This window comes from Methylocystis sp. Sn-Cys (assembly GCF_016745395.1).
Taxonomy (GTDB): Bacteria; Pseudomonadota; Alphaproteobacteria; order Rhizobiales; family Beijerinckiaceae; genus Methylocystis; species Methylocystis iwaonis.
In genome coordinates this window covers 154,109-175,066 of the sequence record NZ_JAERVJ010000009.1, presented here as the reverse complement: position 1 = coordinate 175,066, position 20,958 = coordinate 154,109, and the positions used below count along the sequence as shown (strand labels likewise).

At 64.9% G+C, this 20,958-nt stretch carries 23 protein-coding genes and 1 pseudogene; 9 read left to right on the top strand and 15 right to left on the bottom strand.

Going from position 1 to position 20,958, the window contains the following annotated elements; all coding sequences use genetic code 11:
• Nucleotides 1-99 precede the first annotated feature (99 nt).
• The 6 genes from JJT62_RS16610 to JJT62_RS16585 form a co-directional block, all read right to left on the bottom strand.
• Complete coding sequence (locus JJT62_RS16610) at nucleotides 100-642, bottom strand: YqhA family protein (protein ID WP_202073893.1); 543 nt, start codon at nucleotides 640-642, stop codon at nucleotides 100-102.
• 234 nt (nucleotides 643-876) lie between these two features.
• On the bottom strand, nucleotides 877-2,007 hold the full coding sequence (locus JJT62_RS16605) for a GTP-binding protein (RefSeq protein ID WP_202073892.1): 1,131 nt from the start codon (nucleotides 2,005-2,007) through the stop codon (nucleotides 877-879).
• 151 nt (nucleotides 2,008-2,158) lie between these two features.
• Nucleotides 2,159-3,034 carry a metal ABC transporter substrate-binding protein gene (locus tag JJT62_RS16600; protein WP_202073891.1) on the bottom strand — a complete coding sequence of 292 codons (876 nt, stop codon included), beginning with the start codon at nucleotides 3,032-3,034 and terminating at the stop codon, nucleotides 2,159-2,161.
• Between the two features lie 5 nt (nucleotides 3,035-3,039).
• The gene (locus tag JJT62_RS16595) at nucleotides 3,040-3,909 is read right to left on the bottom strand and encodes a metal ABC transporter permease (RefSeq protein WP_202073890.1); all 870 of its coding nucleotides are present in this window, start codon (nucleotides 3,907-3,909) and stop codon (nucleotides 3,040-3,042) included.
• Nucleotides 3,899-4,663, bottom strand: coding sequence for a metal ABC transporter ATP-binding protein (locus JJT62_RS16590; protein ID WP_202073937.1), 765 nt, complete (start codon nucleotides 4,661-4,663; stop codon nucleotides 3,899-3,901). Before JJT62_RS16590 ends, JJT62_RS16595 begins: the two co-directional genes overlap by 11 nt.
• Nucleotides 4,664-4,668: 5 nt before the next feature.
• Nucleotides 4,669-4,863, bottom strand: coding sequence for a hypothetical protein (locus tag JJT62_RS16585; protein WP_202073940.1), 195 nt, complete (start codon nucleotides 4,861-4,863; stop codon nucleotides 4,669-4,671).
• Between the two features lie 382 nt (nucleotides 4,864-5,245).
• Between JJT62_RS16585 and rpsU the strand changes: the two are divergent.
• Together rpsU and JJT62_RS16575 are read left to right on the top strand one after the other, a co-directional pair.
• Nucleotides 5,246-5,464: pseudogene (gene rpsU, locus JJT62_RS16580) on the top strand (30S ribosomal protein S21); the annotation flags it as partial.
• A gap of 113 nt (nucleotides 5,465-5,577) precedes the next feature.
• On the top strand, nucleotides 5,578-6,444 hold the full coding sequence (locus JJT62_RS16575; protein WP_202073889.1) for a tetratricopeptide repeat protein: 867 nt from the start codon (nucleotides 5,578-5,580) through the stop codon (nucleotides 6,442-6,444).
• 264 nt (nucleotides 6,445-6,708) lie between these two features.
• Here JJT62_RS16575 and JJT62_RS16570 read toward each other — a convergent pair whose 3' ends face one another.
• Nucleotides 6,709-7,416 (bottom strand): TerC family protein, encoded by a 708-nt coding sequence (locus tag JJT62_RS16570; protein ID WP_202073888.1) that lies wholly within the window; start codon nucleotides 7,414-7,416, stop codon nucleotides 6,709-6,711.
• 194 nt (nucleotides 7,417-7,610) lie between these two features.
• Between JJT62_RS16570 and JJT62_RS16565 the strand changes: the two genes are divergently transcribed.
• Entirely contained in the window at nucleotides 7,611-8,030 is a 420-nt protein-coding gene (locus tag JJT62_RS16565; RefSeq protein WP_370568574.1) for a PRC-barrel domain-containing protein, read from the top strand.
• Between the two features lie 73 nt (nucleotides 8,031-8,103).
• Here the strand turns inward: JJT62_RS16565 and JJT62_RS16560 are convergent, their stop codons facing one another.
• The 3 genes from JJT62_RS16560 to dapF are packed head-to-tail and all read right to left on the bottom strand — an operon-like array spanning nucleotide 8,104 to nucleotide 11,916.
• Nucleotides 8,104-9,885 carry a CocE/NonD family hydrolase gene (locus JJT62_RS16560; protein ID WP_202073887.1) on the bottom strand — a complete coding sequence of 594 codons (1,782 nt, stop codon included), beginning with the start codon at nucleotides 9,883-9,885 and terminating at the stop codon, nucleotides 8,104-8,106.
• Nucleotides 9,830-11,062 carry a MiaB/RimO family radical SAM methylthiotransferase gene (locus tag JJT62_RS16555; protein WP_370568573.1) on the bottom strand — a complete coding sequence of 411 codons (1,233 nt, stop codon included), beginning with the start codon at nucleotides 11,060-11,062 and terminating at the stop codon, nucleotides 9,830-9,832. Before JJT62_RS16555 ends, JJT62_RS16560 begins: the two co-directional genes overlap by 56 nt.
• A complete protein-coding gene (gene dapF / locus JJT62_RS16550) occupies nucleotides 11,059-11,916 on the bottom strand; it encodes a diaminopimelate epimerase (protein ID WP_202073885.1) in 858 nt (285 codons plus the stop codon). The genes JJT62_RS16555 and dapF overlap by 4 nt, the downstream gene beginning before the upstream one ends.
• A 137-nt stretch (nucleotides 11,917-12,053) precedes the next feature.
• Between dapF and JJT62_RS16545 the strand changes: the two genes are divergently transcribed.
• The 3 genes from JJT62_RS16545 to JJT62_RS16535 all read left to right on the top strand — a co-directional run bounded on the left by JJT62_RS16545 (nucleotide 12,054) and on the right by JJT62_RS16535 (nucleotide 15,077).
• The gene (locus JJT62_RS16545) at nucleotides 12,054-12,755 is read left to right on the top strand and encodes a GyrI-like domain-containing protein (RefSeq protein WP_202073884.1); all 702 of its coding nucleotides are present in this window, start codon (nucleotides 12,054-12,056) and stop codon (nucleotides 12,753-12,755) included.
• A 371-nt stretch (nucleotides 12,756-13,126) separates the two neighbouring features.
• Nucleotides 13,127-13,447 carry a copper resistance CopC family protein gene (locus JJT62_RS16540; RefSeq protein WP_246744950.1) on the top strand — a complete coding sequence of 107 codons (321 nt, stop codon included), beginning with the start codon at nucleotides 13,127-13,129 and terminating at the stop codon, nucleotides 13,445-13,447.
• A 1-nt stretch (nucleotide 13,448) separates the two neighbouring features.
• The gene (locus JJT62_RS16535) at nucleotides 13,449-15,077 is read left to right on the top strand and encodes a copper resistance D family protein (RefSeq protein ID WP_202073882.1); all 1,629 of its coding nucleotides are present in this window, start codon (nucleotides 13,449-13,451) and stop codon (nucleotides 15,075-15,077) included.
• Nucleotides 15,078-15,386: 309 nt separating this feature from the next.
• On the opposite strand, the gene JJT62_RS16530 is transcribed toward JJT62_RS16535, so the two are convergent.
• Genes JJT62_RS16530 through JJT62_RS16520 form a run of 3 tightly spaced genes read right to left on the bottom strand, consistent with a single transcriptional unit; the run spans nucleotide 15,387 to nucleotide 16,449 of the window.
• Entirely contained in the window at nucleotides 15,387-15,608 is a 222-nt protein-coding gene (locus JJT62_RS16530) for a helix-turn-helix transcriptional regulator (protein ID WP_202073881.1), read from the bottom strand.
• On the bottom strand, nucleotides 15,608-16,183 hold the full coding sequence (locus JJT62_RS16525) for a DUF2975 domain-containing protein (protein WP_202073880.1): 576 nt from the start codon (nucleotides 16,181-16,183) through the stop codon (nucleotides 15,608-15,610). Before JJT62_RS16525 ends, JJT62_RS16530 begins: the two co-directional genes overlap by 1 nt.
• A complete protein-coding gene (locus JJT62_RS16520) occupies nucleotides 16,180-16,449 on the bottom strand; it encodes a hypothetical protein (protein ID WP_202073879.1) in 270 nt (89 codons plus the stop codon). Before JJT62_RS16520 ends, JJT62_RS16525 begins: the two co-directional genes overlap by 4 nt.
• On the opposite strand from JJT62_RS16520, the gene JJT62_RS16515 reads away from it, so the two are divergent.
• Together JJT62_RS16515 and JJT62_RS16510 are read left to right on the top strand one after the other, a co-directional pair.
• Nucleotides 16,424-17,053 carry a hypothetical protein gene (locus JJT62_RS16515; RefSeq protein ID WP_202073878.1) on the top strand — a complete coding sequence of 210 codons (630 nt, stop codon included), beginning with the start codon at nucleotides 16,424-16,426 and terminating at the stop codon, nucleotides 17,051-17,053. The genes JJT62_RS16520 and JJT62_RS16515 overlap by 26 nt on opposite strands.
• A 135-nt stretch (nucleotides 17,054-17,188) precedes the next feature.
• Nucleotides 17,189-17,905, top strand: coding sequence for an outer membrane protein (locus tag JJT62_RS16510; RefSeq protein WP_202073877.1), 717 nt, complete (start codon nucleotides 17,189-17,191; stop codon nucleotides 17,903-17,905).
• 249 nt (nucleotides 17,906-18,154) lie between these two features.
• On the opposite strand, the gene carA is transcribed toward JJT62_RS16510, so the two are convergent.
• Complete coding sequence (gene carA / locus JJT62_RS16505; protein ID WP_202073876.1) at nucleotides 18,155-19,345, bottom strand: glutamine-hydrolyzing carbamoyl-phosphate synthase small subunit; 1,191 nt, start codon at nucleotides 19,343-19,345, stop codon at nucleotides 18,155-18,157.
• 239 nt (nucleotides 19,346-19,584) lie between these two features.
• Between carA and JJT62_RS16500 the strand changes: the two genes are divergently transcribed.
• Nucleotides 19,585-20,034 carry a GatB/YqeY domain-containing protein gene (locus JJT62_RS16500; protein ID WP_202073875.1) on the top strand — a complete coding sequence of 150 codons (450 nt, stop codon included), beginning with the start codon at nucleotides 19,585-19,587 and terminating at the stop codon, nucleotides 20,032-20,034.
• Nucleotides 20,035-20,157: 123 nt separating this feature from the next.
• Here the strand turns inward: JJT62_RS16500 and thiD are convergent, their stop codons facing one another.
• Nucleotides 20,158-20,958: a bifunctional hydroxymethylpyrimidine kinase/phosphomethylpyrimidine kinase gene (gene thiD / locus JJT62_RS16495; RefSeq protein WP_202073874.1), complete on the bottom strand. Its 801-nt coding sequence runs from the start codon at nucleotides 20,956-20,958 to the stop codon at nucleotides 20,158-20,160.

Below are 20,958 nucleotides of genomic sequence, written 5' to 3'. Positions count from 1 at the left end.
CGGGGAACGCGCGTCGTCTTTGCGAGGAGCGTAGCGACGAAGCAATCCAGAGCCGAGGCGTGGCTCTGGATTGCTTCGCTTCGCTCGCAATGACGACTTTCAAGCCCCGTTCTTCGGCCCGGTCTCGTCGGACGTCTTCTTTTCCGCCTGCCCCGAGATCGTCACCCTGTCGGAGAACGCGAAGAGGAAGGTCGAGACCACGAAGGTGATGTGAATGGCGATGTAGTAATTCAGGTCGCGTTCGTCCAGCTTCGGCACGTCCATAAAAACTTCGAGGAGCTTGATCGCCGAGATGGCGACAATCGTTGTGAGCAGCTTCAGCTTCAACTGCGTGAAGTCGATGCCGCCCATCCAGCTCGGCCAGCCTTCGCGCGACGTCGCCGGAACGCCCGAAACAAAATTTTCATAGAGTGAGATCGTCACGATCATGACCAGCGCGCCGGTGAGCGTGAGGTCGATGAGGCCGAGCAGCTCGAGAATGACCCTGTCCTCGCTGGTCGAGCCCAGAGACGTGACGATCGAAACGAGATGGCGCCCGGCGTTCACCATTAGGGCGAAGAGCCCGAGCGTCAGCATGATGAAGAAGGGCGCGAGCAGCCAGCGCGACAGGAACAGATAATGCTCCAACAGGCGCTTCAGCATGGCGGCTCCGGGCGCGGCTGGCGCGCCGCTTCCGGATGGATTTAGGGGCCGAGGGCAAGGCGGCAACGCCACCCAAGCTATCAAACCATTGCAATTTGAACAGCTCGCATCGGGAGCGTGTCATTCCCGATCGCTCGCTTCGCGAGCGTCGGGAATGACAGCGAACCAATCAAGCGGATCTCGTATCAGAAGGCGGAGACGGTCGTGTTTGCTCTGGATTCAGTCACGGGTGGTTCAGGAGACGGCCACCTCGAAACCCTTGCGGATCGCGTCTTCCTTGAGCTTGCGGCCGATGAAGACGAGGCGCGACTCGCGCTTTTCACCGTCCTTCCATTCGCGCTGGAGATCGCCGTCGAGGATCATGTGAACACCCTGGAAGACGAAGCGGCGCGGCTCGTTCTTGAAGGCCACGATGCCCTTGCAGCGCAGAATGTCCGCCCCCTCTTTCTGGACCAGCTCGTTGAGCCAGGGCACGAAACGCTCGGGATCGACCTCGCCGGCATGGCGTAGCGAGATCGACTGCATCTCGCTGTCGTGGATCGCCTTCAGATGGCCGTGGCCGTCGTGGTCATGATGGTGATGCTCGTGTTCGCACTCCGGCCCGCACTCATGATCGTGATCGTGGTGGGCATGCGCATGATGCTCATGGTCGTGATCGCACTCGGGACCGCATTCGTGATCGTGATCATTGTGATGATGATGGTCGTGATCATGTTCCTCGGCCACGAGGAAATTCGGCTCGATCTGCAGGATGCGGTCGAGATCGAAAGCGTTGCGCTCCAGCACGGCCTTTAGCGGCACATTGGCCTTCACGGCGCGATGCAGGCTCGCATAGGGATTGATGCCGCGGATGCGCGCCTCGGTCTCTTCGAGCTCCTCCGGCGTCGCGAGATCGGTCTTGTTGAGGATGACGACGTCGGCGAAGGCGATCTGCATCTTGGCTTCCGGCGCGTCCTTCAGGCGCTCGCTCAGCCATTTGGCGTCGGCCACCGTGACAACGGCGTCGAGCTGCGCCGCGTCCTTCACATCGGCGTCGACGAAGAAGGTCTGGGCGACGGGGGCGGGGTCGGCGAGGCCGGTGGTCTCGACGATGATGGCGTCGAATTTGCCGCGCCGGCGCATGAGCCCTTCGATGATGCGGATGAGATCGCCGCGCACGGTGCAGCAGATGCAGCCGTTGTTCATCTCGAAGACTTCTTCGTCGGCGCCGACGATAAGGTCGTTGTCGATGCCGATTTCGCCGAATTCATTGACGATGACGGCGTAGCGGCGGCCGTGCTGCTCGGTGAGGATGCGGTTGAGGAGAGTCGTCTTGCCAGCGCCGAGATAGCCGGTGATGACGGTAACGGGAATTTTGTCGGTCAACGCCGCGTGCTCCAAATGCTGTCGCCCCCTCCCTGTCCCTCCCCCGCTAGGCGGGAGAGGGGACGCTCACGATCGGGGTGGGCGGAACGTCATGAAGGCCGCCGTCTGCTCCCTCTCCCACGAAGTGGGGGAGGGGTGGGGAGGGGGAAGCCTACGGCGCCAGGGCTTTGGTCAATTCTCTAACATTGTGGCGCATCATGTCGATATAATTCGCGCCGTCCCCCTTGGGCCCGGAGAGGGCGTCGGAATAGAGCGTGCCGCCGATCTTCGCGCCGGTCTCGGCCGAGATGCGCCTGGCGAGGCGGGGGTCGGCGATATTCTCCAAAAACACCGCCCCGACCTTATGTTGCCTCACGGAATCGATGATGCGGGCGATGTCGCGGGCGCTGGCCTCGGCCTCGGTCGAGACGCCCTGGGGGGCGATGAATTCGACGCCATAGCGCGCCGAGAAATAGCCGAAGGCGTCATGCGTTGAGACGACGCGGCGGCGCTCCTTGGGGATGGCGTCGAGCGCCTTGACGATCTCGGCGTCGAGCGTGTCGAGCTTGGCGAGATAGGCGGCGGCGTTCGTCTGATAGGCCTCGGCGCCTGCCGGATCGGCGGCCGCCAGCGCGTCGCGCATTTCGGCGACATAGACCTTGGCGTTGGCGACATCCTGCCAGGCGTGCGGGTCGGTTCCCTCCTCGCCGGGCCGGGCGGCGACGCCCTTGCCGAGCGTGACGATAGTTCCCTTGCTCTTGGCCGCGGCGACGAGGCGTTCGAGCCAGCCTTCGAACCCCAGGCCATTGACGAAAATGAGCTTGGCCTGCGCGATCTTGCGGCCGTCGGCTGGCGTGGGCTGATAGACATGGGCGTCGCCGTCCGGACCTACGAGCGTCGTCACCGTGACGCGATCGCCGCCGACCTGCCGGACGAAATCGCCGATGATCGAGAAGCTTGCGACAACGGGGAGGCTCTCCGGTCCCGCGTAAGCCGGGACCGCGAGCGCAGCGGCGAAGGCGGCGACAAAGGCGCGGCGTGTCAGCATGAATGTCATCCTTCGAGATGCCGGCGCGGCCGCTTGAGCCGCAGCGCGCCGCCGGCGGAGCCAAAAATAAGCGAAGCGAAATAAACGAGGCCGGCTGCGAGAATGATCGCCGGGCCGGTGGGCGCGCCCGTCTCGTTGGAAAAGACGAGGCCCGCATAGACGCAGACCGCCGCGACGCCGGCGGCGAGCGGCAGAGCGACGGCAAGCTCATGGGTCCAGAGCCGCGCCGCGGCGGCGGGCAGCATGATGAGGCCGACGGCCATCAGCGTGCCGAGCGCCTGAAAGCCTGCGACGAGATTGAGCACCACAAGGCCGAGGAACAGGAAAGGGATGAATTCGCCGAGCCGGCTCGTCTGGCGCAAAAAGAGCGGGTCGAGCGTGTCCATGGCGAGTGCGCGATAGAAGACGGCGAGAGCGACGAGCGTCAGCGTCGAGACGCCGGCGAGCATGACGAGCGCCGAATCGTCGAGGCCGAAGACCGAGCCAAACAGCACATGCAGAAGATCGACGCTCGAGCCCTTCAGCGACACCAGGACGACGCCCAGCGCGAGCGAGACGAGGTAGAAGGCGGCGAGCGAGGCGTCTTCGCGCAATGTGGTGAAGCGTGAGGCGGCGCCTGTGGCGATGGCGACGACGAGCCCCGCGACAAGCCCGCCGAAGGTCATGGCCGGCAGTGAGAGGCCCGCGACGAGATAGCCGACCGCCGCGCCCGGAAGCACGGCGTGCGAGAGCGCGTCGCCGGCAAGGGACATGCGGCGCAAAATGAGAAACACGCCGAGCGGCGCCCCGGAAACGGCAAGCGCCAGCGAGCCAACGAGCGCGCGGCGCATGAATTCATAGTCGAGGAAGGGCGCGACAAGGATCTCAGTGAGCATGAGCCGCTTCTTCGTCTCTCAGACATTCGCGCGCCTGCCGGTCATAGGCTTCCGACATGGCCCGCGCGCGGGCGAGGTTTTCGGCGCAGAGCGCCGCGCCGGTTTCGCCCCAGGCGATGCGCTCGCGGGCGAGCAGCAGGGTCTCAGGGAAGGCGCGGCGGGCGAGATCGAGCTCATGCAGCACGGCGACGATGGTGCGTCCCTCGCCGCGCCATTGCGCGATGAGGCCGAGGAGATCGTCGGTCGTCGCTTCGTCGATGGCGCCGAAGGGCTCGTCGAGCAGAATCACGCGCTGGTCCTGGACGATGAGCCGGGCAAACAGCACGCGCTGCATCTGGCCGCCGGAAAGCGTGTCGATCGGGCGATCCTCCATGCCGGCGAGGCCGACGCGGTCGATCGCCTGCGCGGCGCGCTCCCGCTCTCCGGCGTGGAGACGTCCGAACAGCCCGACGCGGCGCATGGCGCCCATGGCGACGAAATCGCGCACATTGATCGGGAAGGAGCGGTCGATGTCGACGAGCTGCGGCAGATAGGCGATCTCCCGCGCCGTCGCGCCGCCGCGCTCGATGCGCCCGCCAAGCGGCGGGAGGAGGCCCGCGAGGGCTTTCAGCAAGGTGGATTTGCCGGCGCCGTTCGGGCCGCAGACGGCGAGCGCGGCGCCGGGCGCGATCTCGCCTTCGAGGTGATGGACGGCGGGGCGGCGGTCATAGCCGAGCGTGAGATTGACGAGGCGAATCGGCCCCGGCGACGCCATGCGCCTCAATGGAGCGCCCAATAAACGCCGGCCCAAAGGGCGGCGATGACGAGCGAAACGCCGGAAAGACGCGCGAGGGCTGAAGCTTCGAGCAGCGACGCGCGCGCGGGGGGCGCGCGGTCCGCCGATTGGGCAAGCCCTTGCGCGCGCAGGACCGCGTGGTCATGGGCGTGGCGGTGGCCTTGGGTCGCGTCGGTCATGCTTGATGTTATAATATAACGCCTGATAAGAACAAGGGCTGCTTTTCGAGCAGAGGATGCGCTCTCCTTCTCCCGTTTACGGGAGAAGGTGGCCCTCGCGTCAGCGAGGGTCGGATGAGGGCGGCCCTCACCCGACCCCTGCTCACGCAGGGGCCACCCTCTCCCGCATGCGGGAGAGGGGAGTTCCGCAGCGTTCGTGGCGCGAGCTGCCCGAGGCGCTCTAACCGCCATTTTGCTTTTTCTCGGGCATGGACAGCGCCCGCCAACTCTGCTATGTCCCCTGCTTACGGGTCAGGCGCTCCGTCAGCGCCCGGAGACCTATTCCCATTTCGGACAGGCTCACGGCAATCCCGCGGGCGGCCCCAACCAGCAGGATGGTTTCGTGCAAGTTCTCGTTCGCGACAACAATGTCGATCAGGCTCTGAAGGCGCTGAAGAAGAAGATGCAGCGCGAAGGCATCTTCCGCGAGATGAAGCTGCGCGGCCACTATGAGAAGCCCTCCGAGAAGCGCGCCCGCGAGAAGGCCGAGGCCGTTCGCCGCGCCCGTAAGCTCGCCCGCAAGAAGCTGCAGCGCGAAGGCCTGCTGCCGGTGAAGGCCAAGGCCACCGGCCGCTGAGCCTGTCGAATTCCTGCCCTATCGAGACGCTTTTTTAGCTGCGTCCGGCAAGAATTGGCCAAGTTCCAGATAAGAGACGGTCGAGAGGATTTTCAGGCATGAGCTTCCGCCTCACGGCGACGTCGGTTCGCTTGTGTCCTCTCTTCCGTGGTTTGCTGCTGAGCGGCGCGGCGTTCGCTGCTCTGGCGCTCGCCGGATGCGAGACGGCGACGGGCATTCGTCCGCCGGGGCGCGGCATCGCCGAGATCGCCGACACCGATCCCAAAGCCGCGTCGGTGAATATCGATTCGCTTTCCGAGGTCATCCGGCGCAACCCATCGAGCGCCGAGGCCTATAATACGCGCGGCGTCGCCTATGCCCGCGTCGGCCGTTTTCAGGAGGCGATCGCGGATTTCTCACAGGCGATCAAGCTCGACCCGAACAACGCCGCCGCCTTCACCAATCGCGCCTTGGCCAACCGGCAAATGGGACAGAGCGATCTCGCCCGCGCCGATTTCGACCACGCCATCCAGGTCAGCCCGAATCACGCCCCGGCCTATATCGGCCGCGCCAATCTGTTGCGCGCGCAGGGCAATCTCGATCTGGCGCGCTCCGATCTCGACACGGCGATCCGCCTCAACCCCGAAAATGCGCAGGCCTTCCACGCGCGCGGGCTGATCCACCAGAAGAACGGCGACAATGCGCGCGCCGTCACCGATTTCGACAACGCCATCGACCGCGATCCTTTCGCCGCCGCTCCCTATCAGGCGCGTGGCGAGAGCCTTGTCGCACTGGGCAAATATGACAAGGCGATCGAGGACTTCAACGCCGCGCTGAACGTCGACAACAAGAGCGCGCTTGCCTGGGCCTGGCTCGGCGTCGCCTATGACAAGAGCGGCAATCGCGGCAAGGCGCAGGAAGCCTATCAGCGCGCCCTGCAAATCGATCCGCAGCAGCCGGTCGCCAAGCAAGGCCTGAGGGGCTGAACCGAGGGCGAGCCCTCGCTTCGGCGCCAAACACCAAGGCGGCCTCGTCCTTCGAGACGCGAGCTTTGCTCGCTCCGCGGGAAGAGCCTTATACCATTTCCGTTTGAACAGCTCGCGTTGGGGCGTGTCATTCCCGACGGGCCAAAGGCCCGATCGGGAATCCAGAGCCATCATAAGCCGCCTTTGCTCTGGATTCCCGATCGCTCGCTACGCGAGCGTCGGGAATGACACCGAACCGCTAAGTCAGCAGTCTGAGGAGCGACTTCAGCCCTTTTGCTTTTCCTGATCGCGCTTGTCCTCGCGCCATTGCCGATAGGCCTTCACGCCAAAGGCGACGAGCAGCACGAAAGCGGCGCCGCCGATCGCCAAAGCCTGTTCGATCGTTGCGTGATCGGCGCCGTGCAGGCGCTCGATTACGGCCGCATCGGACGCCGCCATTTCGCCGGAGACCCAACCGAGCAAACCTGCGCCCGCCCAGACGAGAACAGGAAAGCGCTCCAGCACTTGCAGCAAGAATCCCGCGCCGAACATCACGATCGGCACCGAAAGCGCCAGGCCAAAAACGACGAGATAGGTCGACCCATGCGCGGCGGCGGCGATGGCCAGCACATTGTCGAGCGACATTACGGCGTCGGCCATGATGATGGAGGTCACCGCGCCCATGAGATTGGGCTTCGCCTTGACGTCGCTATGTTCTGTTTCGTCGATCAGTAGCTTTACGGCGACAAAGAGCAACAGTAGCGAGCCGAAGGCTTTCAGAAACGGAACGCTCATGATCTGCACGACGAGCAGCGTGAAGATCACGCGGAGGAGAACGCCGCCGAGCGCGCCAAGAAACACGCCCCAGCGCCTTTGCGTCACCGGCAATTGGCGGCAGGCGAGGGCGATGAGGATCGCATTGTCGCCGGAGAGCAGGATGTTGATCCAGATGATCCCCAGGACTTCCCAGCCGACGGTGATTTCCGAATTCATTTCCTTGTCCTGATTAACGCCGCGTTACAGGCTCGGCTTGCCTTAAACTGTTTTGCCGTCCCGCGATAGCGCGGCGCTCGCGATGAGCCCGCGCGCGACGACGCATTCTTGAACAACGAGCGGAACATTGGCGGCGTCAATTTGTTCTCAAGGCTCAACGAACCAAAGGGTTCGACGGCTTCCAGGAGGCGACGATGGGAATGGCGACACAGGGCAATAATCTCATTTCGAGCGAAAATGTCGAAGGCACGGCCGTCTATGATCCCTCCGGCAACAAGATTGGCCAGATCGACCATCTGATGATCGACAAGGTTTCCGGCGTGATCCGCTACGCGATCATGACCTTTGGCGGATTTCTCGGGATTGGCGAAGGCGAGCATCCTCTGCCGTGGAAGGCGTTCAAATACGACACCAATCTCGGCGGCTATGTGACCAACGTCACGGCCGACCAGTTGCAGAGCGCGCCCGAATACACCGAGGAAAGCTGGAAGGATCGCGACTGGGAGTCGCGCCTGCATCAGCATTTCGGCTCGAAACCCTATTGGGAAGAGGCGGGCGCGGGCTCGAGCGTCGGCTCGACGACGCGCGGGACGGACCAGACGGCCGGCTTCTAAGAAACAACCCCAAACACAAGCTCGAAGCGGGGCCGCAATCGCGGCCCCGTTTTTTCGTTTTGGGGGTCCTTCCCTAGATCGCCGGGGTTTCTTGCAAGGTGAGGTAGCTGCCCGCGCCATAGTGCAAGGTATTGCGCGCCAGATAGGGCGGCCCCGGCAAGTCGAAATGCACATAGCCGTTACTGACATTGCTGCGCAGCAGGTCCAGCCGGCTCGCGAGATCCAGCCGCAGCCGATCGCCCGGTCGAAGCTCGGTAGGTCCGGGGGTGAGGCTGAAGGCGAGGTCGACGGGGACGCCCGGCTCGAGAGGCATGGGCGCCGAAGTGTCGTGCACGATCTCGCAGGCAGTGTCGCGCGCGGAATCCCGCAGGCGCCGCGCGGGGCTCATGGCGCCCAGCGAAAGCAAGTGATAGCCGCCGTCCGCCGCGACGCGCCCCACTCGGGCGACGACGTAAGAATCGATTTCATTCGAGCTGAAGGAGAGATGCAGAGACACGGGGCCAGCAAGCCGCGTCGCGCGCTCGATCGGCAATTCGAAGGTGAGGATCTGGTTCGCGACCTCGTCGAAGCCGCCGAGCAACGGTAGGCCCAGGGGCACGGCGGCCCAACGGCTTTCACCGCCGTTTTCCGGCGCGGTTTCCGTCAGCAGATGGGTGGCTGTATCGGGCCCATTGGGGGCGAGAAAAAAGCGCCGCGCCACTGCGCCCGGCACGGGGAAATTCGCAGCGCCCTCGAAACGCTCCGCCCCTTCCAGCCAGTAGCGCACAGGGGGCTGGCCGGGATAGCCGTTGTCGGCGCCATGGAGCACATGGTCGAAGAAGGCGAGCGCTTCATATTGCCAGGCGTAGACCGGCAGTTCGTAGCGCGGCGGCGCAAGGATCATCCATTTGCGGTCGGAGGGCGTCGCGGCGTTCTGGAAGAGGTCGTAGGCGCCATATTGGTGCAAATTGAAGTAGCCGAGGTTTTGCACCACGACGAAGGGAATATCGATCCGGCCTAACTCCTTCGAGGGGCCGGGCGCAAGCGTGCTCGTCTCGCGCGACTTCGCGTCGAGCATCCAGTTGGCGTACCATTCGCGGACGGGTTTTGCCGGCGTCTTCGCCATGAAGCTGCAGAACAGGGCGTCCGCCCGTTTCATCAGGAACGGCTGCCAGAATCGCTTCAAGGGCGAATTCGTGACGTGGCTCAGAAGCGCGCGAACGATCGGCGGAACGCGCAGGGAAAATAGGGCCGGCGTGAAATTGGCGCCCATCCAGAGATTGCAGAAAAACAGATTGAACACGCCGCCGAAGTTGAGGAGATGGCGGAAGTAATCCGTGCAGATTTCGTTGCAGAAGAAGGCCTTCAGCGCCTCCGGCCGGCGCACCGCCACCAGAGGCTGCGTCATGCCATAATAAGACGTGCCGAACATAACGACGCGCCCGTCGCACCAGGGCTGCGCAGCGGCCCAGGCGATGCAGCGTTCAATGTCGTCCACATCTTGAGGGTTGAGGAAGACGCCCGCCTCGCCATTGGAGCGCCCCATGCCGCGACGCGTGGCGACCACTTGCGCATATCCGCGACCGGTGAAAACGGGTGGGCAGCCGATCTCATTGCTGCCGGTGGGAACGCCGGCCGTGTGCAGCTCGCGCGTATAGGCGGCGCATTGGACAATCGCCGGATAGCGGCCGGGTGTGCGTGGGATATAGACGTCCGCCGAGAGCGAGACGCCCGGCTCCACCTCGATGCGCTGGTCGGCGAGCAGGCGGCACCCGAGGCCCTCGGCCGCCTTTCGCGTTGGGCGCCAGCCAGCGAGTTGCTCATGCTCGAGGGGCGGGACCTTCAACGGGATGAGATTGTCCAGCCACTCGCTCATGGTTGTGCTCCAAATTCGCTGCTGAAAAATTGGTTATTGCGTTCAGCGCTTTCCCGTCATGCCCGGTAACGCGCGCATCGATCATTCGCCCCGCTTCTATGCCGGGCGTGCGCGCCAGCGTGAAATCCGCCGCCCGCGCCACGCCGCCGCGCTCGGTCAAGAAACGCAGCGTCTTTCCTCGTTGTGCATCGAGATGACGCACGAGCGCGCGTTCTCCAATTTCGCGCAAGCGCGCCGCCCGTTCCTTCGCGATCTCGCGCGCCACCTGCGGCATGCGCGCCGCCGGCGTGCCGGGGCGCGGCGAGAAGGGAAAGACGTGCAGATGCGTCAGCCCACATTCTTCGGCGAGCGCGAGCGTCTGCGCGAACATCTCGTCGGTCTCCGTCGGAAAGCCCGCGATGAAATCCGCGCCGAAGATGATATCGGGGCGGGCCTTGCGCAGCGCGTCGCAGAAACGAATCGCGTCCGCGCGCGCGTGGCGGCGCTTCATGCGTTTGAGGATCAGGTCATCGCCCGCCTGCAAGGAAAGATGCAGATGCGGACAGAGGCGCTCTTCCTCGCGCATGGCGATCAGGAGATCGTCATCCGCTTCGATACAGTCGATCGACGAGAGGCGTAGGCGCGCAAGCTCCGGCAATTCGCGCAGCAGCCTTCGCACGAGTGCGCCGAGCTTCAACCCATCTGCGTCGTAGCTCGTGAGATCGACCCCGGTGAGCACGATCTCCTGCTTGCCGCTCTCCACGAGCGCGCGCGCCTGCCGGATGATTTCATCCGGCGGCGCAGAGCGCGCCGCGCCGCGCCCGAGGGGGATGATGCAGAAAGTGCAACTGTGATCGCAGCCATTCTGCACGGCGAGAAAGCCGCGCGTGCCTTCTTCCGCGGCGCGTGCGCGATTTTCCGGCTGTTCGGCGATGACGCGCGAAACGCCTTCCATCGTTTCGAAGCTCTGTGGATCGATGCGCGCCGCGCAGCCCGCGACGACAATGCGCGCCTCCGGACGCTCGCGATGCAGCCGGCGGATCGCCTGCCGCGCCTGGCGCGTCGCTTCATTGGTGACCGCGCAGGTATTGACGATCACCGTATCGCTCGCGCTCTGGCGCGCGAGTTCTTCGGAGTCGACCATGTTCAGCCGACAACCGAAGGTGAGAACCTCGACATTCGGCGCCCGCGCGCTCACGCCGCGCCTTCGAATAGCGCTGACGTCAGGCGCGTCTCGAATTCGAATTCGACGGGCCCCGTCATCATGACATGGTCGTCGGCGCGCCATTCGATATAGAGGTCGCCGCCCGGCAGCCGCACGCGCGCGCGTCTATCCGTGAGACCGGCGCGCGCCGCCGCCACCAGAGTCGCGCAAGCAGCCGAGCCGCAGGCCTTGGTGGCGCCCGTGCCGCGCTCCCAGACGCGCAGGAGAATATCGTCGCGCGCGACGATCTGGGCGAAGGAGATATTGGCGCGCTCGGGAAAGAGCGGGTGATGTTCGAGCCGCGCGCCGAGATCTTCGAGCGCAATCGCCGCGGCGTCCGCGACGAAAAAAATCGCATGGGGATTGCCCATGCTGACGGCCGAAAATTGCGCCGGCGCGCCCGCGACCGGTGGATCGAGCGCAACAGCGCTTGTGTCGGCCGCGCGGGCGAGTGGAATCTCACGCCAGTCGAGCCGCGGGCGCCCCATGTCGACGGTGAAGACGGTCTCGGCCTCGCGCCGCGTCTCTAAGCGGCCGGCCTGGGTTGCGAGCGAGAGCCGCTCCTTGCCCTCGCGCGCCAGCGCATAGGCCACGCAGCGCGTGCCATTGCCGCAGGCCCCCGACAGCGAGCCGTCGATATTGTAGATGCGCATATAGGCGTCGTCGCCTGGCTCGAGCGGGTCGTGCAGCGCCATGAGCTGGTCGAAGCGCAAGCCAGGCGCGGCGGCGATGGCGCGGGCTTCCCGCGGCGCCAGCACATGCGCGCGCCCGCGCAGGTCGAGCACGAGGATTTCATTGCCGGCGCCGTTCATGCGCAGGATCGGAAGATTTTCGAGCGGATGGCGCATTGGTTTTTCCATCGGGACGCGCCCGGTATATAGAGACTGCGCCGCTCTAGCGCCACAGTTGCGCCGCCCGACGCCCGTCGCAATTTCGCGCAAGAAGCGGTCATGAGAGACCGCATCTCCAAAAGGACGCTTCGAGGATGGACGAGGAACCCGGTCTGATCGACAGCCTGCGCACCCATTGGCGGGCGCTGGCGATTTTCACGCTGCTCGTCGTGTCCGCCGCTATTCTCGCCGAAAGGCGCTTCTTGCCGGCGGGCTCCGAGGAAGATGAGGCGCCCGCCTCGCGCGCCGCGACGGCGCCCGCGACCCCTGAGGCCACCAAGCCCGACGACAAGGCCGAAGCGGCCAAGCCCGCGACCCCGGACCTCGCGCCCGCCGTCATCAGCGAGACCATCGACGTGGATGCGCGTCCGGCCGTCGTGATGAAAGGGCAGGGCAAATGGGAGGACGCCGCCAAGACGCTCTCCGAGGCGCTGAGAAAGCTCAGCGGCGCCGTCGCCAAGGCGGGGCTGACGGCCAACGGCCGGCCGATCGCCGTTTTCACCAAGACCGACGATGCGGGGTTTTCCTTCGAGGCCATGGCGCCGCTCGCCGCCGCGCCGGAAGGCAAGGCGAAGCTCCCCGAGGGCGTGGAGATCGGCGCGTCTCCCGCCGGCAAAGCGCTCAAATTCCAGCATCGCGGCGCCTATGATGAAATCGACGCCACTTATGAGGCGATCGCCGCCTATCTCGACGAGAAGGGCCTCGACACCAAAGACCTCATCATCGAGGAATATCTGACCGATTTTAAAAGCGACGACGCCAGCGTCGACGTCGACATTTACGTCTTTCTCAAATGAGGCGCGGCAGGAGAACCCCATCCACAGGGCATGGAATCCCGGTTAAAAACCCTCTGCAGCGCGTCATGCCCGCGCTTGTCGCGGGCGTCCACGCCGGGACATGACGACACGCTGGGAGAACAAGCGGAGTCGATTCCGCTTATATTCTCAGCTTTCCGCGTCGGCGCGGCGTGGATGGCCGCGACAAGCGCGGCCATGACGTTGGAACACGTCTGCGCGTTAACCCGAATTCGGAGCCCTGACCCCATCCATCAGCCATTGCTAAGGTCTCGCGGAATAGGATAATCGGCAAGGCTTGAGCCCATCCGGGCGCGGTTTCGCACGGGTCGATTCTCATGAGATGTCTTGGATTAATATGCGCCCTGGCTTTCATGCTCGGCGCGAGCGAGACGGCCCTGGCCCACGCCATTGTGCTCGCCTCGACGCCGCGCGCCGACGAGACGGTCCGAAGCGAGGAGCTTGCGATCGAGATCCGCTTCAATAGCCGGATCGACGCCGCGCGCTCGCATATGAAGCTTTTCAAGATCGGCGGCGAGGCTGTCGCGCTCCCCATTCTCGATGCGGCGTCCGCCGACACGCTGAACGCCAAGGCGACGGGACTCGAGCCGGGCGCCTATCGCCTGCATTGGCAGGCGTTGAGCCTCGACGGGCACATCACGCAAGGCGACATTCCCTTCGCCGTGAGCCGCTGACATGCAGCTCTTCATCGAGATCTATGGCTTTCTGAGCGTCGTGCTGCGCGGCGTCATTCTGGCCGCGCAGTCGGTCGCGGTCGGCGGGCTTGCCTTTCTGATGCTGCTCGTCTGGCCGCTGGCCCCGAGGCTCGCGGGCGCGGGCGCGGCGCTGGAGCGGCGGGCGTTGCGGCTGATCTTCGTCTCAGCCAGCGGGCTCGCCGCCGCCGAATGGCTCGCCGCCGCCTCGCTCACTGTCATGTTGGTCGGCACGCTCGAGATTCCCGCGCAAGAGGCCGCCGGCGCGCGCGCCGTCGCTGTCGATCTCGTTGCGGGCGTCATCGCCGCTGTCGTCGCCGTCTCCGCCCGGCGCGCGCAGCGCGGCGGCGTCGCGCTTCGTCAGTCGGCGCCCGTGCTCGCGGCGCTGCTGATCGGGGTCCAGGCGGGGTCGACACACGCCGCGAGCCAGTTCGAGGGGGCGGCGGTCCTCGCTTGCGCCGAATTCCTGCACATGGCCGGCGCGGCGGTCTGGATCGGCGGCATTCCCTATTTTCTGATGGCGCTGACCGGTGTCGCCGACCCGACGGCCCGCGCGCGCGTCGCGGCGCGCTTTTCGGCCATGTCCGTCGGCGCGGTGGCGGCGCTGCTCGCGGGCGGCGCGCTGATGGCGGTGTTTTATGTGGGCGCGGCGCCCGCCATGTATGGCACGTCCTACGGAGTCATGCTCAGCGCCAAGATCGTGCTGCTTTTGGGTCTGCTTCTCCTCGGCGGATTGAACTTCCTGGCCGTGCGCAAGCTGAAACAGGAGCCGGCCGGCCCGCTGCTGCGCACGCGGCGATTCGCCGAGACGGAGATCGGCGTCGGCCTCACCGTGCTGTTCTGCGCCGCTTCGCTCGCCTCGCTGCCGCCGGCGCGCGATTTGCCGAACGATCGGGCGAGTTTCGCCGAAGTCGTCGATCGCTTGGAGCCGCGCCTGCCGGTGCGGCTGGACAGTCCAGACTTCGAAGCGCTGTCGGCCGCTCTGCCGCCAGAAGCCTTGAAAAACCTGCCGCCCGGCGCCCAGCCGCCGCGCTCGCCGGCCGATATCGCCTGGTCGGAATATAATCACCATTGGGCGGGGCTTTTCGTTATCGCCATGGGCGTGATGGCGCTTCTGGAGCGCGTGAGCCGCCGTCTCGCGCCGGTCATGCGGCATTGGCCGCTCGTTTTCCTGGGCCTCGCTTGCTTTTTGTTCCTGCGCGCGGACGAGATGGTCTGGCCGCTGGGGCGCCTCGGGCTCATCGAGAGCCTGCGCGATCCCGAAATCGCCCAGCACCGCCTGCTGACGCTGCTGATTGTGATCTTCGGCCTGTTCGAATGGCAGGTGCGGCAAGGCCGTATCAAGGCCTGGTGGGCTCCTTATGTCTTCCCGGTCAGCACGGCGACGGCGGCGGCTTTTCTCCTCACCCATTCCCACGCGCTCGCCAATCTCAAGGAAGAGACGCTGATCGAGATTACCCATACGCCGCTGGCGCTCGTCGGCGTCGCGGCCGGATGGTCGCGCTGGCTGGAGTTACGGCTCGACGGCGGAGCGAAGCGGATGGCGGGCTTTGTGTGGCCGATCGGCTTTATTCTCGCCGGGCTGATGCTGGTGTTTTATCGGGAGGCCTAAGCGGCGGCGGGGGAGGCCGCGGCCTTGCATACTGCCGTCATTGCGAGCGAAGCGAAGCAATCCAGGGCCGCCGTGTGGCTCTGGATTGCTTCGTCGCTTTGCTCCTCGCAATGACGGCGGGAGCGGAAAGCGGCATCAATCCTTTTGGGGCTTCGTCCGGGCGGGTAGTCCGCGCCTTTTTTGAAAAGGCTGACGAGAAAAATCCAGGGCAAACCTCGCCGTCATTGCGAGCGCAGCGAAGCAATCCAGGGCCGTGATGTGGCTCTGGATTGCTTCGTCGCTGCGCTCCTCGCAATGACGGAGGCGGCGTCAATCCTTCGGAGGCTCGTCCGGGCGATATTCGAGTATGTCTCCCGGTTGGCACGCAAGCGCCTCGCAGATTTTCTCCAGCGTATCGAAGCGCACGCCCTTCACCTTGCCCGATTTCAGCAGGCTCACATTCTGCTCGGCGATGCCGATCAACTGCGCGAGATCGCGCGAGCGCATCTTACGCTTGGCGAGCATGACGTCGAGATTGACGATGATGGCCATCAGACGATCTGCGCATTTTCGTCGGCGATGTCGGCCGCGGTTTTCTGGATATGGGCGAGGGCGAGAAGCATCAGGACCAGGATGATGTGGACGATGTCCTCCGATCCGATGAAGATATGTTTGGTCTTCGCCGACGCCGGCAGATGCATCGCCAGCGTATAGATGACGGCCGAGCGCTCGACGAAATCGGCGACGATCGCCACCAGTCCCGCAATCCCGATCCGTCGCAGCCAAACGGCGGCTTCAAGAGAGAACACTTCCCCCGCAAGATAGATCGAAAAAAGCCGCCAGATGGAGAAGGTGAGGGCGGCGACGCATAGCCACAATGCAAGGCTCATCGCCAGCACGGCGTTCCATTGCGTTGCAGACGCAGCGGAAACGTCGAGTTTGAAGAGTTCCATCGCTCTTGTTTCATAGGGCGCGCGCGTCGCCCATGCGTCGCAAAAAACCCATAGCAGGAGCAGCGCGTAGCTCATGGCGAGCAGCCGGATGGTCTGGCAAAGCCAGCCGATCTTGGCGCGCAAGGTCGAGAGCCGCGGATTGGCCGGCGAAATAAGGGCGATCGTATCGGTCATTGTTTTTTCTCCATGGCCGCGGCGCGGCGGGCCGATTTTTGAAATCCATGACGCGTGGCGAATGACGCCGAGCCGATAAAGCGGATCTCGCATCGGACAAAGTGACGCGCCGAAAACTCGCGACGCGGCGAAAGAGCATGCCCGCCGCCACGCGGGCAAGCTTTCTCTGCGCGCCAATATTGACGCATAAAAAATTTAATGCAATACATTAAAAAATGATCGTGGAGGATGATTGTTATCATGCGACTCACAGGTTTGATTTTCATCGCCTTTTCCGCCGCTTTGCTCTCGGGGTGTAGCTGGGACGTCCCCATCGCCACCCAATGGAAGCTCCGCGCTTTCGATATGGGGACGGCCGATCTGACGAAGTTGCGCTTCGCTTTGCGAACGCCGGAATGGGCGGCTCCGACGCCGGACAAGACGGTTCTCGTGACGACGCTCGCGTCCGAGGGCGAAAAGGACGGCGAGCGCAATGTCGAGATTCACCTGCATCGCGCCGCCTATGCCAAAGACGCGGAAGAGATCGCCAATCTCTCGCAGAAGACCGGCCCGCTCGACGTGTATGAGATCGCGCCGCGCGACCTCGCGGCGGCGCAGGCGTTGCAGGCGGAAGCGCGCAAGTTGAAGGCCGAGGGGCGCCACGGTCATAACGGCGTCAAAGTCGACCGCGGGCTCGCCTGTCGCAAGGCAAATGTGCCCGACGGCGCCATTCCCATCGACGTCTTTATTCACCCCGACGACGAGATCGGCTGGCTGCCGCTTCTCGAAAATTACGATGTGCGCGCTCTGCTCAAGACGCCCGAGGATCTGCGCAAATTCGAAGAAGGCGCGCCGCTCTGCGACAAGCACGCCCAACGCGCTTCCCGATGACGACGCGAAAGCCAATCCGCGCGCCCCCGCGATGACGACGCGCTGAGCCAACCGAAAGGACAATCGCCTTCCCCAACGCCGGAGCCCTCGCTCCGGCGGACACAGCCTCTTTGTCTTCAAACTGGAGATCTCTCAATGAAACGCTTGATTCCCGCTATTCTGGCGCTCGGCGCCGCCAGTGCGGCCGCCGCCGCCGATCTGCCATATCGCAAAGCGGCCCCGCCGCTCGTTCCGCCTCCGCCGCCCCCGGCGCTCTTGTTCCAGGGGCTTTACGCCGGCGTGCAGGGGGGCTTCCTCGGCTTTGCCGATCGTTCGCGCGATTATTTGGCCGTAAACAACGCTTTGCTGTTCACGAGCAAGACCGGGCATGGCGGGAGCTTCCAGGGCGGCGCGCATGTCGGTTACGATTGGCGCTTCGGCTCCTTTGTCGGCGGTCTCGTCGCCGATGTGACGGGCGCGCGGGCGGTCAATGATGTCTACGATCCGCTCGGGCAATACTCGGTGCGCAATGTGCTCGGCGTTTCCGGCTCGCTCCGCGGGCGCGTCGGCGTCGTCGCCTTCGATCGGCTGCTGGTCTATGCGACGGGCGGCCTCAATGTCGCCGACGTGCGCCACGAGTACAGATCGGTTTTCGGCCTGAGGGCAAATAAGAATTCTCTGCTGGGGTCGCCCACGGTCGGAGTCGGCGTTGAATATGCGCTTTCCGACCGCTGGAGCGGGCGGATCGAATATCGCGTCACCGGCCTTGGAACGCCGCGCGAGACGACGCCTGTCGCTTGGGGGTTGAAGACGGCGCATCAGGCCGGCTCGGGCGCCATCACCGCGGGCGTCAGCTATCGCTTCGGCAACTGACGCAAGCTGGACCGCGCGCCTTCGGGCGCGCTGTCCATTCAGCGAGCCTGAAGGCTCGCGGTCCAGAAAGGCGCCTGAAAAGTGGCGGCGACGCCCCTCGTGCTTCGAGACGCCTGCTGCGCAAGCTCCTCAGCATGAGGGGCTTTAGCATCTGCGCCAAACACTTAGGCCTCATCCTGAGGAGCGAGCGAAGCTCGCGTCTCGAAGGACGAGGCCGCCTCGGAGGTTCGTCAATAAACGAAGGCGGCCTTAGGCCGCCTTCGCCTTTTCCATCATCTCGACGAAGCGCTTGAAGAGATAATGGCTGTCCTGCGGGCCGGGCGAGGCCTCTGGGTGGTGCTGCACCGAAAAGGCCGGGCGGTCGGTGAGCGCAATGCCGCAGTTTGAGCCGTCGAACAGCGAGCGATGCGTCTCGACGGCGTTCGCTGGCAGGCTGTCGCGGTCGACGGCGAAGCCGTGGTTCATCGAGACGATCTCAACCTTGCCGGTGGTGAAGTCCTTCACCGGATGGTTCGCCCCATGATGGCCCTGCGGCATCTTTTGCGTTTTCGCGCCGACGGCCAGCGCCATCATCTGATGGCCCAGGCAAATGCCGAAGACCGGCACTCTCTTGGCGAGCAGATCGCGGATCACGGGCGTCGCGTATTTGCCCGTCTCGGCCGGGTCGCCCGGGCCGTTGGAGAGGAAGACGCCATCGGGCTTCAGCGCCAGGATTTCAACGCTCGTCGCCGTCGCCGGCGCGACGATCACCTCGCAGCCTTCCTCGGCCAGCAGGCGCAGGATGTTGCGCTTCACGCCATAGTCGATGGCGACGACGCGAAACTTCGCCGCGCCGTCGCGCGCGCCATAGCCGGCGCCGAGGCGCCAGGGGGTTTCCTTCCAGTCGTAGCGCTCCTTGGCGCCGACGCTGGGCACGAGATCCATCCCGTCGATGCCGGGCCAGGCGGCGGCCTTGGCCTTGAGCGCTTCAATGTCGAACTTGCCGTCCGGCGCATAAGCGATGACGGCGTTGGGCATGCCGCGCTCGCGAATGAGCGCCGTGAGCGCGCGCGTGTCGACGCCATAGAGCGCCACAATGCCGCGCTTCGCCAGCCAGTCGGTCAGCGACGTCTCGGAGCGGAAATTGGAAGGGTCGGTCACCGGCTGGCCGAAGATCGCGCCGACGGCGCCGGCGCTGCGGGCGAGGTCGACCGTCTCGATGTCCTCACCATTGGCGCCGACATTGCCAATATGCGGGAAGGTGAAGGTGACGATCTGCGCGGCGTAGGAGGGGTCAGTGAGGATTTCCTCATAGCCGGTCATCGCCGTGTTGAAGCAGACTTCGCCCACGGCCTCGCCGACGGCGCCGAGGCCAAAGCCCTCGATCACTTCGCCGCTCGCGAGCACCAGCACGCCGGTATGCACCGGCTTCGTCCAGCCATTGTCTTGATCGAGGGTCATCTTCCGTCCGTTGCGCTCGGGTGGGGCGAGCCGTTATGACAGCCGCTTCACCGCGCGTCATGCCCGCGCTTGACGCGGGCATCCGTCTGGATGCTTGCTCATGTGCATCGCTTTGCCCCGCGGGCTTTGCAGCCCGGGGCGTGGATGGCCGGGACGAGCCCGGCCATGACGCGAGAAATTCACTTGAGGTGGATGTAATCCATCCGCCCCCGAAATGGAAACCCCCAAGAAAGTCTCCCATGCGCGAGAAGATCAACCAGGACCTCAAGGACGCCATGAAGGCCCGCGACAGCGCCAAGGTCGACGCGCTGCGGCTCATCAATGCGGCGCTGAAGGACAAGGACATCGAGGCGCGCGGCGCGGGCAAGACCCTGTCCGAGGACGATGTGCTCGCGCTCCTTCAGAAGATGATCAAGAGCCGGCAGGAGTCGCTCGACATCTACGAAAAGGCCGGCCGCGCCGATCTCGCCGACAAGGAGAAAAGCGAGATCGCGGTGATCTCCAGCTATCTCCCGCAGCAGCTCTCGCAAGAGGAAGTCGCCGAGGCGGTGAAGGCGGCGATCGCCGAGGCGGGGGCGACGTCTATCAAGGATATGGGCAAGGTTGTCGCTGCGCTAAAGGCGAAATACACCGGCCGTATGGATTTCGCGAAGGCGAGCGCTGCGGTGAAGGCGGCGCTGGGGGGCTGAGACCCCCTCCCTGTCCCTCCCCCGCAAGCGGGAGAGGGGACGCTCACGATCAGCTTTGCTGATGAAGGCCACAATTCTTCCCCCTCTCCCGCGCCAGCGGGGGAGGGTCGGGGAGGGGGCGTATCAGCGCCACATCCCATAGAAATGGTTCGGCGGCCCACGCCCCTCGCCCAGTTCCAGCCCGTCCGCCGCTTCCAGCGCCCCCTCGAGCCACACCTTCGCCGCCGCAATGGCGTCGATGAGCGGTTCGCCCTTGGCGAGGCCGGCGGCGATGGCGGAGGAGAGCGCGCAGCCGGTGCCATGGGTGTGCCGGGTCGCGATGCGGCGGCCATGGAAGAGCCGGGCCTCCCCATCCGCGACAAGCACATCGACCGGCTCGCCCGAGAGATCGCCGCCCTTCACCAGCACGGCCTTGGCGCCGGCTTCGACCAGCATGCGGCCTTGCGCGACCATTTGGTCGGTCGTGCGGGCAAGCGGCGTCTCGGAAAGAGCCGAGGCCTCGAAGATGTTGGGCGTCACAAGCCGCGCGAGCGGCAGCAGCGTCGTCATCAGCGCGCGCTCCAGCCCCGCGGCGGCGAGGCTCGCGCCTTGCGTCGGGATCAGCACGGGGTCGAGCACGACATTCGGCGGCGCGTCTCCAAGCGCCCCGGCGATCGCCGCTGCGATCTCAGGCGTCGCGACCATGCCGATCTTGATGGCGTCTGGCCGGATGTCGGCCATCACCGCGGCGATCTGCGCCGCGACGATATCGGGCGCGACCGGGAAGGCGGCGACCACGCCCCGCGTATTTTGCGCGGTGAGCGCGGTGATCGCCGCCATGCCGTAGCAGCCGAAGGCGGAAAAGGTTTTCAAATCCGCCTGTATGCCGGCGCCGCCCGAGGGGTCCGAGCCGGCGATCGAGAGGAGCTTGCGCGTTTTGTTCAA

What these genes read in the sequence shown, in the direction of transcription:
- JJT62_RS16610 (WP_202073893.1), bottom strand. Translation starts at nt 642, where the DNA reads ATGCTGAAGCGCCTGTTGGAGCATTATCTGTTCCTGTCGCGCTGGCTG.
- JJT62_RS16600 (WP_202073891.1), bottom strand. Translation starts at nt 3,034, where the DNA reads ATGCTGACACGCCGCGCCTTTGTCGCCGCCTTCGCCGCTGCGCTCGCG.
- JJT62_RS16595 (WP_202073890.1), bottom strand. Translation starts at nt 3,909, where the DNA reads ATGCTCACTGAGATCCTTGTCGCGCCCTTCCTCGACTATGAATTCATG.
- JJT62_RS16590 (WP_202073937.1), bottom strand. Translation starts at nt 4,663, where the DNA reads ATGGCGTCGCCGGGGCCGATTCGCCTCGTCAATCTCACGCTCGGCTAT.
- JJT62_RS16585 (WP_202073940.1), bottom strand. Translation starts at nt 4,863, where the DNA reads ATGACCGACGCGACCCAAGGCCACCGCCACGCCCATGACCACGCGGTC.
- JJT62_RS16575 (WP_202073889.1), top strand. Translation starts at nt 5,578, where the DNA reads ATGAGCTTCCGCCTCACGGCGACGTCGGTTCGCTTGTGTCCTCTCTTC.
- JJT62_RS16570 (WP_202073888.1), bottom strand. Translation starts at nt 7,416, where the DNA reads ATGAATTCGGAAATCACCGTCGGCTGGGAAGTCCTGGGGATCATCTGG.
- JJT62_RS16565 (WP_370568574.1), top strand. Translation starts at nt 7,611, where the DNA reads ATGGGAATGGCGACACAGGGCAATAATCTCATTTCGAGCGAAAATGTC.
- JJT62_RS16560 (WP_202073887.1), bottom strand. Translation starts at nt 9,885, where the DNA reads ATGAGCGAGTGGCTGGACAATCTCATCCCGTTGAAGGTCCCGCCCCTC.
- dapF (WP_202073885.1), bottom strand. Translation starts at nt 11,916, where the DNA reads ATGCGCCATCCGCTCGAAAATCTTCCGATCCTGCGCATGAACGGCGCC.
- JJT62_RS16545 (WP_202073884.1), top strand. Translation starts at nt 12,054, where the DNA reads ATGGACGAGGAACCCGGTCTGATCGACAGCCTGCGCACCCATTGGCGG.
- JJT62_RS16540 (WP_246744950.1), top strand. Translation starts at nt 13,127, where the DNA reads ATGCTCGGCGCGAGCGAGACGGCCCTGGCCCACGCCATTGTGCTCGCC.
- JJT62_RS16535 (WP_202073882.1), top strand. Translation starts at nt 13,449, where the DNA reads ATGCAGCTCTTCATCGAGATCTATGGCTTTCTGAGCGTCGTGCTGCGC.
- JJT62_RS16530 (WP_202073881.1), bottom strand. Translation starts at nt 15,608, where the DNA reads ATGGCCATCATCGTCAATCTCGACGTCATGCTCGCCAAGCGTAAGATG.
- JJT62_RS16525 (WP_202073880.1), bottom strand. Translation starts at nt 16,183, where the DNA reads ATGACCGATACGATCGCCCTTATTTCGCCGGCCAATCCGCGGCTCTCG.
- JJT62_RS16515 (WP_202073878.1), top strand. Translation starts at nt 16,424, where the DNA reads ATGCGACTCACAGGTTTGATTTTCATCGCCTTTTCCGCCGCTTTGCTC.
- JJT62_RS16520 (WP_202073879.1), bottom strand. Translation starts at nt 16,449, where the DNA reads ATGAAAATCAAACCTGTGAGTCGCATGATAACAATCATCCTCCACGAT.
- JJT62_RS16510 (WP_202073877.1), top strand. Translation starts at nt 17,189, where the DNA reads ATGAAACGCTTGATTCCCGCTATTCTGGCGCTCGGCGCCGCCAGTGCG.
- carA (WP_202073876.1), bottom strand. Translation starts at nt 19,345, where the DNA reads ATGACCCTCGATCAAGACAATGGCTGGACGAAGCCGGTGCATACCGGC.
- JJT62_RS16500 (WP_202073875.1), top strand. Translation starts at nt 19,585, where the DNA reads ATGCGCGAGAAGATCAACCAGGACCTCAAGGACGCCATGAAGGCCCGC.